Raw genomic sequence first — 13,912 nt, 5'->3', positions numbered from 1 at the left:
CGCCGGCGTGCATCCCATCTGTCGCGAGGACCCACGATGCCCTGTCTTTTCTGGATGCTGAGCCGATGAGCGCCGTACCGCGCAAGCGTCGCCACGTGCTCATCATTGCCGCCGTACTGCTCTGCACCGCGCTGCTCCTGTTCGCCTGGCTGCGGCCCGCACCGCCGCCGCACCTCCAGGTAGCGCCGGTCACCCGCGGCAACATCGAACAGGTGGTCGAAGCCACCGGCACGCTGAAGCCCTCGCGGCTGGTGAGCGTGGGCGCGCAGGTCTCCGGACGCATCGAAACCCTGCATGTAAAGCTGGGCGACAAGGTAAAGGCCGGTGACCTCATCGCCGAGATCGACTCGCGCACCCAGCGCAATGCGCTGCAGAGCGCGCAGGCCGCCCAGCGCAGCGCCCGCGCGAACCGTGATGCCCTGGCCACCGACCTGCGCCAGTACCAGCTGACCCTTCAACGCCAGCAGGCACTGGTTTCAAGGCAACTGGTCGCACGCGCCGACTACGATGCGGCAAAGGCCAAGGTCAATGCCACGCGGGAGCAGATCGCCGCACTCGATGGCGAAGTGGTGCAGCGGCAGACCGATGTGGATGTGGCGCAGACGAACCTGGGCTACACGCGCATCACCGCGCCCACCGATGGCACCGTGCTGGCCGTGGTCGCGCGGCAGGGCCAGACCGTCAATGCGGTACAGAGCGCACCGACCATCGTGATGCTCGGCAACCAGGACGTGATGACCGTCTACGCCGAAATCTCCGAGGCGGACGTGGTGCACACCGCGCTGGGACAGGAGGCGTTCTTCACCATCCTGGGCGACAGCGGCCGACGCTACAGCAGCACGCTGCGCGACATCGCGCCGGCACCGGAGTCAATCACCAACGAAGACACCTCCGGCTTCAGTCCGGCAGGGGCGTCGGCGGGTGCCAGCCGCACCGCCATGTACTACAACGGCCAGTTCGACGTGGACAACGCCGATGGCCGCCTGCGCAGCTACATGACCGCGCAGGTGCGCATCGTGCTGGGGCGTGCCAAGGGCGTGCTGACCATTCCCTCGGCCGCGCTGGGTGCGCGCGCCACCGATGGCAGCTACAACGTGCAGGTCCGCGGCGCGGATGGCCACCCTGCCCCGCGGCGCATCACCACCGGACTGGACGACCAGATCAACGTGGAAGTGCGCAGTGGCCTGCAGGAAGGCGAGCAGGTGGTCCTGGCCCAGGCCGGCGATGCCACCGCCACCGCCGCCGCACAGCCATGACCGGCGCAGAGAAGGACACACCGCTGCTGCGCGTGCGCGGCATCCGCCGCGAATTCGCCGCCGGCGAACAGACCCTGGTCGTGCTCGATGGCATCGACCTGGACATCCGCGCGGGTGAACTGGTGGCCATCGTCGGCCAGTCCGGCTCGGGCAAATCCACCCTGATGAACATCCTGGGCTGCCTGGACCGGCCCTCGGCCGGCGCGTATCAGATTGCCGGTCGCGAGACTGCGCAGATGTCGCCGGACGAACTGGCCGAGCTACGCCGCGAGCACTTCGGCTTCATCTTCCAGCGCTACCACCTGCTGACCGACCTGACCGCGCTGGGCAACGTGGAAGTGCCGGCCATCTATGCCGGCCAACCCAGCGCCGACCGCCATGCCCGCGCCCAGGCGCTGTTGCAGCGGCTGGGCCTGGGCGAACGCATGCAGCACCTGCCCGGCGAGCTGTCCGGCGGGCAGCAGCAGCGCGTGTCCATCGCGCGTGCACTGATGAACGGCGGCGCGGTGATCTTCGCCGATGAGCCGACCGGCGCACTGGACACCCAGTCCGGCAAGGAAGTGATGAAGATCCTCGGCGAACTGCATGCCGAAGGCCACACCGTGGTGCTGGTCACGCATGACATGGCCGTGGCCGAGCATGCGCAACGCATCATCGAGATCCGCGACGGGCGCATCGTCGATGATCGCCCTACCGCTGCCGCGACAGCGGCGGCCTCCAGCAACCCAGCCACCCTGCAGGTGCGCAGCGAAGGCAGCGGCTGGCAGGCGCTGCGCGACCGCTTCGGTGAAGCCTTCCGCATGGCCCTGCGCGCAATGAACGCGCACCGCATGCGCACCTTCCTGACCATGCTCGGCATCATCATCGGCATCGCCTCGGTGGTATCGGTGGTCGCCCTGGGCACCGGCGCACGCCAGGCCATCCTGTCCAACATCGCCTCGCTGGGCACCACCACCATCGAGGTCTACCCGGGCTCCGGCTTCGGCGATGTGCACGCCGCACAGGTGGAAACCCTGACGCCCGGCGACAGCACGGCACTGGCCGCGCAACCGTTCGTGGACAGCGCCACGCCCGGCGTCGCCAGCAGTGGCACCGCCCAGCGCGGCAACCGCTCGGCCAACGTGCAGATGCAGGGCGTGAGTGAGCAGTATTTCCGCGTGCACGGCCTGAAGCTCGGGCAAGGCCGCTTCTTTGCCCAGCCCGCCATTACCGGCTACCAGCAGGTGGTGGTAATCGACGCCAATACACGGGCACGGTTCTTCGCCGCACAGGAAGACCCTATCGGCCAGACCCTGCTGCTCGGCAACGTTCCGGTGCGGGTGGTGGGCGTGGTGAAGAAGGAGGCCGGCGCCGTGGGCGATGCCTCGCTGCTGCAGGTCTGGGTGCCCTACACCACCGCCATGGCGCGCATGCTGGGGCAGAGCCATGTGTCCAGCATTACCGTGCGCGTGTCCGACACTGTGGGCATGCAGGCGGCGGAGGCCGCCATCGGCCGGCTGCTGGAGCGCCGGCATGGGCGGCGCGACTTCTACATGAGCAACAACGCGCAGATCCGCACGTCGATCGAGCAGACCACCCGCATCCTCACGCTGATGATCAGCTCCATTGCCGCCATCGCGTTGGTGGTGGGCGGCATCGGGGTGATGAACATCATGCTGGTGTCGGTGACCGAACGCACCCGCGAGATCGGCGTGCGCATGGCGGTGGGCGCGCGCCGCAGCGACATCCTGCAGCAGTTCCTGATCGAATCGGTGCTGGTCTGCCTGCTCGGTGGCGTGCTGGGTATCAGCGTGGCGCTGGCGCTGGGGGCCGTGCTGGCACTGGCTGATATCGGCTTCTCGCTGGTGTTCTCGAGCACTTCGATCCTGGCCGCGTTTGCCTGCAGCAGCCTGATCGGCATTGGTTTCGGCTTCCTGCCGGCACGCCGCGCGGCGCAGCTGGACCCGGTGGAGGCGCTGGTGCGCTGAACAACGCGCATTCCACAAGAGCGACTACAGGTTCGCGCAATGTCCGCGCGCTGTACTGATACGACCGACACAGCCGCACAGGAGCGGAACGATGTTTCAGAAGACAGGACGTACAGCGTTGCTGCTGGGTGCCGCACTGCAGCTGCTGGTGCTGATTCCATACGCGGGCGACGCCCATGCACAGGACCGCGATGGCTACCGCTCCGGCTGGGACCGGGGCTATCAGGACCGCCAGCGCGACGAATGGGAGCGCCGCGAACGCGAACGTGAACGCGAGCGGCGTGATGACGACAAGGCCAAGCGCGTGGTGGTGGGCGTGGTGGGCGCGGCGGTCGTGGCCGGTGTGATCGCCGCCGCGGCCAAGCGCGAACGCGAGACCCGCGAACGTGCCGACTACTGCGTGAACCGTTACGGCAACTACGACCGCCGCAGCGACACCTACCGTGGCTCGGATGGCTACAGCTATCCCTGCCGCTGACCTGCCCTGCTTTCCGAAGGAACCGACTGCATGAACAAGACGCTACTCATCATCACCCTGTGTGCCGCACCGCTGATCGGCCACGCCGCCAGCGGCGACCCGAAGCAGGCCTATATCGATTCCAGCTTCGCCGTCATGGACAGCAACGGCGATGGCCGCATCGACAAGGCCGAGTACGCGAAGTACCAGCAGGCACGCTTCAGCAAGCAGGCCGACTCCATCGACGCCGCGTTCAAGGAAATGGATGCCGACAAAGACGGAAAGATCAGCAGGAAGGAAGCCGCCGTGGTGCCGGAAATCGAAAAGTATTTCGCGGGGCTGGATACTGATGGCGATGGTTATCTGTCGCTGAAGGAAATGCAGCAGGCCATGGTGGCCGCGCAGACGGCAGACGCCCCGGCGAAGTAGCGCCTTGGTACGGGGTCAGCGCCTGATCGTGCGGCATTGCCGGATGCCAGGTTGCATCGTTCTGGTAGGTGCCCACCTTGGTGGGCACGGCTCCGTCACCACGCGCGAGCGCCAGAGCGCCCCGCAGAATGGGCCTCCAGCGGGTAGCGCGCGGCAGTCAGCGCACCTTGTACAGCACCGCCGCACCCGGCCGCGGCTCGAACGCCGGTACCGTCTGCTGGGTGAGCGCGGTGCCCTTGGCATCCCACACCAGCGTCTCCACCGGGTACTCATCCTTGCGGGTCATCTGGTCGATCTTCGCCACGACCACCGTCGCAGCGGCCGGCACTTCCGGATTCCAGCCGAACACACCCACACGGCCGTAGAACACGGCGGGCGCAGAAGCATCCAGCCGGCGGTCCGGGCACATCACCGGCCCGCGGTCGAGCATGACGCGCAGTGCACCGACCGGCACCTTCTTCACTGTCGGCGTGGTGCGCTCGCTGCTGTGGCCGGGGCAGACATTGGCCGCGCGGGTAACCATGTCTTCGGCCACCTGGCGGTCGGATTGGGCAAAGGCCGCGGCCGGGATCAGGCAGAGGCCGAGCAATACACGCGTGGACGTCCGGGTCATTGCAGGTTCCTGTGATGGATGCCAAGCGAACTTAGCAATGCCTGCCCACCGAGTTGCAAAGAACGCGTGAGGCTCCAGCACAACCCCGCGCAACCTGCGCCATCACGGAACCAGGCAGCGCTCCACCTGCAGCGACAGCACCTGGCAGGCGTTGAACAGGCCTTCGACCAGCGCTGCGGACGGGCAACAGGCGGGATCATCACTCTCCCGCGCCACATGCGCGGCGTGCAGCATGGCGGTCAGCGCGGTGATACCCGAGGCACTGCGGGTGGCCAGGGCCAGATCGAAGGCGCGGCCGGGGCTCAGCCGGGTTTCGGTCCAGGGCTGGCCATCGGCTCGCAGATTCTCGCCGTGGCCTTTCAAGTGCGCGAAGAACGCCGACGGCGTGACGGACTCCGCGGATTCACACAGTGCCGCTTCAAGTGTTTCGGCCAGGGCGGCGGGAAGATCACGCGCGGCGGCGCCGAGCAGCTGGCGCAGGCGGGGAATGTCGGGAGTACGGTCAGGCATGGCGACAACCTCACGGTGTGGCCACCTGCAGATGCGAGGTGGCGGACGGTGCGGGTTGGCGTGCCGGATACGTACCACTAAAGCCGGCGGATCGAGGGATCCCCACGCACCGTCCGCCATGGACTGGCAGGCGGTGCATTGTCGTGGCTGCAGCGAAGGCTGCAAGCGCGACCGGTAGTGGTACGTAAGTTCGGGACGCCAATCCCGGCCAGGGCGAGTGCCTTGGCGCGGCGATGACTGGCGTACTCGTTCGTGGATGAAAAGTAGGGAAATGCCGCGCCGACGTGCAGTCGCGGTACTTGCGTCATGTGGTGGCGAGTTATCCATCAAACCCACCAGATGGGGCGGGAATGTTTGCCTGCAGAGGACTGGCGCCGTGCATGCAGGCAAGCCGAATGCGACACAGCTGATTCACCTTCCCCCATAAGCAGCTCATATCGGAACAGAGCAGGTGTCGCGTTCGACCCTTGAAGACTCTGCTGATCCGACACCAGAGATCGAACCCGCGCTTCCGATGAACCCGCAATCGCCCATTGCAGTTGGGCTTCGGCGTGCTTGTCGCAAAAGCCACTCGAAGCAACGCCGAACTGCATCGGATTCTCCCGGCCGATCAGCAATGGAAGCGATTCATGGCACGGAACTGGATTGTGATGGGAGACCCGACGTCCAGCGGAGGGCGTGTAATCACTGCGTCGAACCGAACCGACATCGAGGGCATGGGCGTTGCACGCGTGGGCGACAAGGCGACGTGCCCGCACATGCACAAAGGTGTGTTTGCGATTGTCGAAGGTGACAGCACAATCATCATCGATGGCCAGCCTGTTGCGCTGGACGGATGCGCGCTCGCGTGTGGCTGCAGGGTGATGTCAAGCCAACAGCTCAGGGTGTACGTATCCAGTACTGCCACCACAGGCGGGACTGCCAGCCCCAACATGGCCGGTACGCAGCGTGCTGAAACGCCGCTGGCCAGCGGCCGCCGCCTTCAGTTCGACCAGGCTGTCCGTTTCACCGGCTCACAGGGCATGCCGTTGCGGGAGCTTCCCTACACGCTCCATCTGGCGAACGGGCAGACCTTCTCCGGCATGACCAACGCACTGGGCGAGACGTCACGTGTTTCAACCCGCGAGAGCGTGGCGGTGGTGCGCGCGGAGTTGCGTCCACCCAGCGCCATGAGCGGTTGTTGCGAACGCACCTTGTTGGCCGGGATCGATGATGCAGCGGTTTTTGATGTCGATGGTGTGATTACTACCTCTGACACCATGGGAACGTCGATCGTACCGGTGCAGGTACCAGGCCATGAACGCGGCTTGACACAAGGCGAGATCGAGATGGCACAGCTGGTGTTCGGCGATGCGATTGACTACAGCCTGGTGAGGATTCACAACCATGGCTACTGGATGTTGTTTGGGATGCAACCTGAGGACACGGTGGTTGCCCCCAATGGCGAGATCTACTTCCCGAAAGACCTGTACATTCATGATTACTCTTCTGGCGATCTTCGTAACCAGCAGCTTTTCATCCACGAAATGACCCATGTCTGGCAGCATCAGCTCGGCTACAACGTGAGGCTGGTGCGTGGACCGCGACCGAACATGAGCTACGACTATGTCCTCGATGACGTGCGCCTGCTCCACGACTACAACATGGAGGCGCAAGGCGACATCCTCGCTGACTACTTTCTCGTTGCCTTCCGTGATTCACAAAGCAAGATGAGCAACACAAGGTATCGAACCACATTCGGCATCCATGCCCAGTTGAAACGCGTCCTCTCACTATTCCTCGCGTCAACTTCCGACAAGCGCAACCTCCCGAGGACCACACGATGATCAGACAAGCATGGTTCCTTTTGGCAATCCTGATACCTCTCGTGGCCAGCTGCTCAGCGCCGCCAGGGCGCTACCAGAAGGCCACGATCAGCACGTCTGACGGCAGGCTTTGCTTTGGTGTTCCTGACACGCGCGGGAATCGATCCGAGCCGCCTGATATCGACTCCATCGCAGTGAGCGCTGCTGGGCAAGGACTCTACCCAACGTGGGAACGGGTCTTCATGGACGAGCACATTCCCGAACCTTCGCTCCCACCTGACCAGTGCATACCCTATGGATCCGGTCCCACCCCTGCACCGCCGCTGCAGGTGGGCGCGTACTACCAGGTGGTGCTCTCTGGGTATACGCCAGATAGCCTGGACGATGGAACTTCGGGAAAGTTGCGTGTATTCAGAGCCTGCTTTCACCTGCGTCAATCCGCCGATGGCCGCGAGTTGAAGCCTGTCGTGGTGACCTGCGGGGATGTGCCCCAATCTTCGCTGCCTCCCTCATGAGCGGAGGACTAATGGTTCGCGTGGCGCAGAGCGCGATCACATGAATCGCTGCGGCAGGAGGCTCACCGCACTTCCGGCATCACCGGCTCCCAGCCTTCAACTGTCCCCGCGCGTACTCTGGTACCCGCGATAGGTTTCGCCCCACTCGCGCATCGCCAGCAGCACCGGCACCAGCGTGCGCCCGAATTCGGAAAGTTCGTATTCCACCTTGGGCGGCACTTCGGCATAGACGTGGCGGATCACCACCCCATCGGCCTCCAGTTCGCGCAACTGGCAGGTCAGCATGGATTGCGTGGCGTTGGGTACCCGCCGCGTCAATTCCATGAAACGCCGCTTGCCAGTCATCAAGTGGAAAAGAATGATCGGCTTCCACACGCCGCCCATCACTGACAGCGTGACTTCCACGGCGCACCCGCTCTTGCCATCCCAACGCCTGCTACGCATGCATACTCCCGAAAACCATAGTACCTACGGAAAAACATCGTTCTTGTTGCGATAACGGTGCGAGCCTAGCATGGGGCCATCCACTGAACGTGAGGCGCTTCCATGAGTTTCAAGGCACTGCTGACCCGCAAGACCGACGATGGAGTTTCCACCGAACTTGTCGATTTCGATGAAGCCAACCTGATGGATGGCGACGTCTTGGTGCAGGTTGAATACTCGACGCTCAATTACAAGGACGCGCTGGCGCTGACCCATTCGCGCCCGGTCATGCGCACGTATCCGCTCATTCCCGGCATCGACTTGGCGGGCGTGGTGCTGGAATCCAGCAATGCCGGTTTCAAAACCGGTGATCGCGTGGTGCTCAATGGCTGGGATCTGAGCATGGGCCACCACGGCGGCCTCGCCCAGCGCGCCCGCGTGCGCAGCGAATGGCTGAACAGGATTCCCGGCAACCTGACCACCCGCGATGCCATGGCCATCGGCACTGCCGGCTACACCGCCATGCTGTGCGTACTGGCGCTGGAAGATGCCGGCGTAGCTCCGGAAAAGGGCGACGTGCTGGTGACCGGTGCCAACGGCGGCGTGGGCTCGATTGCGGTGGCGATCCTTTCCAGGCTGGGCTATCGCGTGGTGGCCGCCACCGGGCGCCCGGAACACGCCGAGTATCTGCACAGCCTCGGCGCGGCCGAGATCATCGACCGTGCGCAGCTTTCAGAACCGCGCGACCGGCCGATCAGTGCCGAGCGCTGGGCGGGCGTGGTGGATGTGGCCGGTGGCCCGACGCTGGTCAATGCCATCGCCGAAACGAAATACCGCGGCGCCGTGGCCGCCTGTGGGCTGGCGCAGAGCGATGAACTGCATGGCTCGGTGCTGCCCTTCATCCTGCGCAACGTCACCCTTGCCGGCGTGGACTCGGTGAATGCCCCGCAGGACGTACGCCAGCGTGCATGGGACCGCCTCGCCACAGACCTGGACCCGCAGAAGCTGGAAAGCACCGTGCAGCAGATCGGGCTTGCCGAGGTGCTGGAGGTCTACGAGAAGATCATTCCGGGCAAGGTGCGCGGGCGGATTGTCGTTGATGTGAACGCGTGACACGCCATCAGCCAGCGCGACAGATGCACGAGCGCCACATGCGGCACCAAGGCCCCTTATCATTGGGTTGTAAGGGCGCTATACGCCCAGTGAAGCATGCAAGGCAGTATCTGGATGTCTATGGAATGGCGCCCCTCGGGCTGGGGCCAGCGCGTGACCCGCTCGCCACTGTGGCGGCTGCGGCTTGATGGCGAACACCTCGAGCTGACCCTTGGCGGCCAGCAGTATCGACAGCACGTGGATGGCGATCATCTCGTGCAGGTTGTCCCCGGGCTGTTCTGGGCCCGGGTTGCTCTGCAGACTGAAGGTGGGCCTGTGTCCGTGGGCGGGTTGCCCAATCGGCAAGCGGCCCACCTCGCGGCGGCTGTGCAGGACGTGCTGTCCGCGCGCAGCACGCGCGGGCGCAAGGGCCTGTTCGAGGACGTGCTGGCGCAGATCCAGGCGTGGCTGAGCGCGGCGGACGCACTGACCGATCGCGGTCACGCCAGCCGCCGCTGGATCACCCACGAACAACAACAAGCGCTGCTGGCCGACCGCCCCGCCCTGCCACTCTCCCCGGATGAGCTGGAGCGCCTGTTCCTCGATGCCAGCGTGCATGACAACCTGCGCTCCAGCCACCATCTGGCCGCGTTGGAAGCGCTGAACGACTGGCATCTGGATTGGCCCGCCGTATGGGCCGAAGCGAACGACGCCATGGCCACGCGTGAGCTGGTCCTGGCCAAGGACTTCCTGGACCGGGTCGAGAGCAGGCCGCTGACCGAGGAACAGGCCCGCGCGGTCATCTGCTTCGACAACCGCGTGCAGGTCGTGGCCTCAGCGGGCTCCGGCAAGACCTCGACGATGGTCGCCAAGGCGGCTTATGCCATCGATCGCGGCTTTGTCGAACCCGAGAGGATCGTCATGCTCGCCTTCAACAAAGATGCGGCCAAGGAACTGGAAGCGCGCGCGCAGCGCTCCTTTGATCGGCTCGGCATGGGTGACACCGTGGTTGAGGCGCGGACCTTCCATGCGTTGGGCCTGGCCATCATCGGCAAGGCCACCGGGCGCAAGCCCGACATTCCCGAATGGGCCATCGATGCCACGCTGGGCTTCAACAAGCTGGCCGACCTCGTGGACGACCTGAAGGATCGCTCGATCCATTTCCGCACCCAGTGGGACATGTTCCGGCTGGTGTTCGGGCGCGACCTTCCGCCGTTCGGTGCCGAGATGATGGCCGATGGCTACGACCGCGATGGCACGCCCTACATCCGCACCCTGCAGGGCGAGCGAGTAAAGAGCCTGGAAGAGTGCGTCATTGCCGATTGGCTGTTCTACAACGGCGTTGCGTACGACTACGAGCGCCGTTACGAATTTGATACCGCCACCGATACCCACCGCCAGTATCGACCGGACTTCTATTACCCGGACGCCGCGCTGTATCACGAGCACTTTGCGCTGGATGCCAATGGCCAGCCGCCGAAGCACTTCGACAATTACGCCGAAGGCATGCAGTGGAAACGCCAGCAGCACCTGGCGCGCGGCACCGCGCTGGTCGAGACCACCTCGTTTGGCCTGCGCAGCGGGCACGCCCTGCATGACCTGGCGAAGACGCTTGGCGCATCTGATATCGAGCTCGATCCGAACCCGGACCGCGAGCTGCCCGATGCGGGTGCCAAGCCGATGCCGGATGCGGACCTGATCGGCTTGATGCGCACCTTCATTGCCCACGCCAAGAGCAACTGCCTGACGCTGGACGATATGGCTGCGCGCTTGCGGCAGTTGCCCGAAGATCAATTCAAGGAACGGTACCGCCGCTTCCTGGAAATCGCCGGCCCCGTATTCCAGGCCTGGGACAACGCACTGGCCGACGAACGCGGCATCGATTTTGAGGACATGCTCAACATGGCCGCCGGCCTGCTGGAACAGGGACACTACGCGTCGCCCTACGAGCTGGTGCTGGCCGACGAATTCCAGGACGCCTCGCGCGCCCGCGCCCGTCTCTGCCGTGCGCTGGTGAGCCAGCCCGGCCGCCATCTGTTTGCGGTGGGCGATGACTGGCAGTCGATCAATCGTTTTGCCGGCGCCGACGTCTCGGTGATGACCGGGTTCCGCGAATGGATGGGGCATGGCCAGGTGCTGAAACTGGAGCAGACCTTCCGCTGCCCGCAGGCACTGTGCGATGTGTCCAGCCGCTTCATCAGTCGCAATCCCGGGCAGATCGCCAAGGCGGTTCGTTCTGCTACGCCAGCGATGGGCCCGGTGCTGCAGGCGTTCCAAATGAACCGGCGTGAGGAGGTGCAGGACGGTGTGCGCCAGTACCTCACCAGGCTGCATCAGCAACTGTTGTCCGGTGCGGTGCCGCAGGGTCGCAACGGACGCGTGACGGTGTTCATCCTCGGGCGCTATCAGGCCGATCGCAGTGCGGTGCCTGCGGAGTGGAGAACGTCGTTTGGCAGCACGATGGACGTCGAGTTCCTGACCGCGCATCGCTCGAAGGGGCGCGAGGCGGACTACGTGATCCTGCCGGGCATGGTGAACCGCGGCTTCCCGAGCCTGCGCTCGGATGACCCGGTGCTGTCGCTGGCGATGCCGGAGGGCGATTCCTATCCACTCAGCGAAGAGCGGCGGTTGTTCTATGTGGCACTGACGCGTGCGCGTCGCTCGGTGGCGATGTTCACCCTGCAGGGCAAGCACTCGCCCTTCCTGGATGAGCTGGTGAAAGACGGTGCGGTGGAAGTGACTGGAATTTCAGGCGCGGCCATCAACGAGCAGCGCTGCCCAGTGTGCAAGGTGGGGGTGTTTGTGGAGCGGAATGGGCCGCATGGGGTGTTCCGGTCGTGCTCCAGTTACCCGTTGTGCCATAACAAGCCCAACGCGGGGTATCGTCGCGGCTGATGAAGCTGCCGGCGCCGTAACAGGCAGGACGCCGCCGTGCTCGGCGGCGTCCTGCGCGGGCTTACTGGCAGATGTACTCCTGCGCCGACTCGATGAAGTCGACGTCGAGCTCCTCGTACTGGATTTCGACGGTTTCCATGCGGGCGGAGGTGACCACGGCACGCGCGCCGACATTGCACGCGGCCGGCAGCCCACCGGCGTAGACCTGTCCGTTGATTGCATACGCCAGGCCATAGCAGGCCGAACCGAGCTGGAACGGGTTGTGCCCGCAAGCATTCACCTGCTCGTTGGCCAGTCCACTGGAGGCGGTGTAGTTGGCCGTCCAGCCGCTGGGTGCATCATTGGCACAGCCGCCCGGATAGCCCTGGATCGGTGCAGTGCCAGCGTTGCAGGTATGTTCGGCGAAGCTGCCGAAGAAACTGTACTTGAGGTATGCAGTGCGGCCGCTGTCGACCCATTGCGCCGCGGCGGCGTTCTGGGCGAAGGCAGAGAGGCCAAGCAGGCACAACGCAGCTGCGGTGAGAGGTTTAAATCCTTTCAACATGACTATCGTCCTCGGAATTGGCGAAGTGCACGCATCATGCGTGCCGGCCGAGTCTAGCCAGCCCCTGCACCGGCGATGTGACAGGCTCGGCAGTCTGCGGCGCTGTGGCCTTTGCCGTGGCCGATGCAACAGCAACAAAAAAGCCCCTGTTTCCAGGGGCTTCTTGAGAATTCTGGCGGAGAGAGTGGGACTTCCTTGAGAAGTGCCCTCACCCCTTGGGCGGCTTGGGTTTCACCCATCTGGGAGGTGCCCTGGAATGTGCCCGCCACGAGCATACCCCTTGCGGTGCAACGGATCCAGCCGTTTTTGCAGCCCTTGGGAGCGTCAATCTCGATCCCCTCCGAACCTGCGCGATCAGGGCAGATGACCCGCTTACCCCCACTCTCCGCCGAAAAGGGAAGCAATCCGGTGGACCGCTTCCTCATGTATGTCTCAGGGCAATTGGGGCCATGGGACAGGACGCCTCAGCAAACGGTTCTGGACGGAGTCCTTTCAACGGCGGCCTTGCCCCATAGCTCCATGGCCGGCTCACCGTCGCCCAAGACGCACTGCAAAGCACGGACTCGCACGCCCAGTCCGGCGCCAACTCGGAATCGACGCTCCAGGCCCACCGAGGTGCTCTCGGTAGGTCAGACACTGACTCCGCCTTGGCAATCACTGTTTGCATTGATCGGCGGGGGGCAGATCCGCCACGAATGGCTACCAGGCACTCGCTGCGCATCTCGACGTGGGGCATGTCCTTGAAGCTCTTCCAAGCCCCACCCCACCTCAATCCCGCCTGCTGGGCCAGCTCACCGAAGCGTTGGTAGCCCTGCCGCACCTGCTCGTCCGTCAGGTCCCAAGACGGGCGGCCGCGCTTGTAGATGACCATGTCTGCGGCCCAACCGTGGTTGTGGCAACTGCTGCCTGGCCCCACCTGGGTCACGCCCTTTTGGCTGGCGAGCAGCGCGGCCTGGCGCTGTTCAGAACGGTAGCCCTCCATCAGCCGCAGGTCGTAGCCCTCGTCCTTCATCTGCAAGGCGATGCGTTCCAGCGTTGAGCGAAGCTCAGGGTGGACACCGTCCCACTGCGGGGCGTCCTTGTGACGGTGGAACAGGCGTTTGAAAAACCCTGGCTTCTTCCCGTGGACCTCAACGGAATCGGTGGCTGGCACGTGAGCGTGGACCAGGATGGGGGCGCTGGCCAATGCGAGCGCGAGCAACAAGCGTTGAAACATGAGTAGGCCTCCTTACTCACATGAGCGATGCACTCATGCAAGCGGAGAATCGAGAATGCGCAAGGGGGGGCTTGCGGAATCTTTTCCCTGACGTAGAAGAAGAGGGGTGGGGAAAAGTCGGCCCCACCGCTTCCCGGCGCAACGGCTCCTCCTACCGTTGTGCCGGGAAGTTTCGTTAGGGGGGGCTTGC

12 protein-coding genes are annotated in these 13,912 nt (G+C 64.6%); 7 read left to right on the top strand and 5 right to left on the bottom strand.

Going from position 1 to position 13,912, the window contains the following annotated elements; translation table 11 throughout:
* Positions 1-65 precede the first annotated feature (65 nt).
* From N5C18_RS19315 to N5C18_RS19300, 4 genes are all read left to right on the top strand, one after another.
* Positions 66-1,256 carry an efflux RND transporter periplasmic adaptor subunit gene (locus tag N5C18_RS19315; protein ID WP_164087404.1) on the top strand — a complete coding sequence of 397 codons (1,191 nt, stop codon included), beginning with the start codon at positions 66-68 and terminating at the stop codon, positions 1,254-1,256.
* Positions 1,253-3,223: a MacB family efflux pump subunit gene (locus tag N5C18_RS19310; protein ID WP_279945440.1), complete on the top strand. Its 1,971-nt coding sequence runs from the start codon at positions 1,253-1,255 to the stop codon at positions 3,221-3,223. The genes N5C18_RS19315 and N5C18_RS19310 overlap by 4 nt, the downstream gene beginning before the upstream one ends.
* Positions 3,224-3,314: 91 nt before the next feature.
* Positions 3,315-3,701 (top strand): hypothetical protein, encoded by a 387-nt coding sequence (locus tag N5C18_RS19305; protein WP_279945439.1) that lies wholly within the window; start codon positions 3,315-3,317, stop codon positions 3,699-3,701.
* Positions 3,702-3,731: 30 nt separating this feature from the next.
* Positions 3,732-4,109 carry an EF-hand domain-containing protein gene (locus N5C18_RS19300; protein ID WP_133935032.1) on the top strand — a complete coding sequence of 126 codons (378 nt, stop codon included), beginning with the start codon at positions 3,732-3,734 and terminating at the stop codon, positions 4,107-4,109.
* Positions 4,110-4,266: 157 nt separating this feature from the next.
* On the opposite strand, the gene N5C18_RS19295 is transcribed toward N5C18_RS19300, so the two are convergent.
* On the bottom strand, positions 4,267-4,722 hold the full coding sequence (locus tag N5C18_RS19295) for a hypothetical protein (RefSeq protein ID WP_279945438.1): 456 nt from the start codon (positions 4,720-4,722) through the stop codon (positions 4,267-4,269).
* Between the two features lie 102 nt (positions 4,723-4,824).
* A complete protein-coding gene (locus tag N5C18_RS19290; RefSeq protein ID WP_279945437.1) occupies positions 4,825-5,232 on the bottom strand; it encodes a hypothetical protein in 408 nt (135 codons plus the stop codon).
* A gap of 533 nt (positions 5,233-5,765) precedes the next feature.
* Here N5C18_RS19290 and N5C18_RS19285 point away from each other — a divergent pair.
* Positions 5,766-7,058, top strand: coding sequence for a PAAR domain-containing protein (locus N5C18_RS19285; protein ID WP_279945436.1), 1,293 nt, complete (start codon positions 5,766-5,768; stop codon positions 7,056-7,058).
* Between the two features lie 590 nt (positions 7,059-7,648).
* On the opposite strand, the gene N5C18_RS19280 is transcribed toward N5C18_RS19285, so the two are convergent.
* Positions 7,649-7,996: a helix-turn-helix domain-containing protein gene (locus N5C18_RS19280; RefSeq protein ID WP_279945435.1), complete on the bottom strand. Its 348-nt coding sequence runs from the start codon at positions 7,994-7,996 to the stop codon at positions 7,649-7,651.
* 102 nt (positions 7,997-8,098) lie between these two features.
* On the opposite strand from N5C18_RS19280, the gene N5C18_RS19275 reads away from it, so the two are divergent.
* Positions 8,099-9,088: an MDR family oxidoreductase gene (locus N5C18_RS19275; protein ID WP_279945434.1), complete on the top strand. Its 990-nt coding sequence runs from the start codon at positions 8,099-8,101 to the stop codon at positions 9,086-9,088.
* Between the two features lie 120 nt (positions 9,089-9,208).
* Positions 9,209-11,962 (top strand): UvrD-helicase domain-containing protein, encoded by a 2,754-nt coding sequence (locus tag N5C18_RS19270; RefSeq protein WP_279945481.1) that lies wholly within the window; start codon positions 9,209-9,211, stop codon positions 11,960-11,962.
* Positions 11,963-12,023: 61 nt separating this feature from the next.
* On the opposite strand, the gene N5C18_RS19265 is transcribed toward N5C18_RS19270, so the two are convergent.
* Both N5C18_RS19265 and N5C18_RS19260 read right to left on the bottom strand, forming a co-directional pair.
* On the bottom strand, positions 12,024-12,506 hold the full coding sequence (locus tag N5C18_RS19265) for a hypothetical protein (RefSeq protein ID WP_279945433.1): 483 nt from the start codon (positions 12,504-12,506) through the stop codon (positions 12,024-12,026).
* A gap of 421 nt (positions 12,507-12,927) precedes the next feature.
* Entirely contained in the window at positions 12,928-13,722 is a 795-nt protein-coding gene (locus N5C18_RS19260) for a M15 family metallopeptidase (protein WP_071227571.1), read from the bottom strand.
* Positions 13,723-13,912 lie beyond the last annotated feature (190 nt).

It is taken from the genome of Stenotrophomonas sp. GD03930 (genome assembly GCF_029839665.1).
In the GTDB taxonomy this organism is placed as follows: Bacteria; Pseudomonadota; Gammaproteobacteria; order Xanthomonadales; family Xanthomonadaceae; genus Stenotrophomonas; species Stenotrophomonas forensis.
The sequence above is the reverse complement of the archived record's forward strand: the minus strand, read 5'-3'. Positions and strand labels throughout refer to the sequence as shown.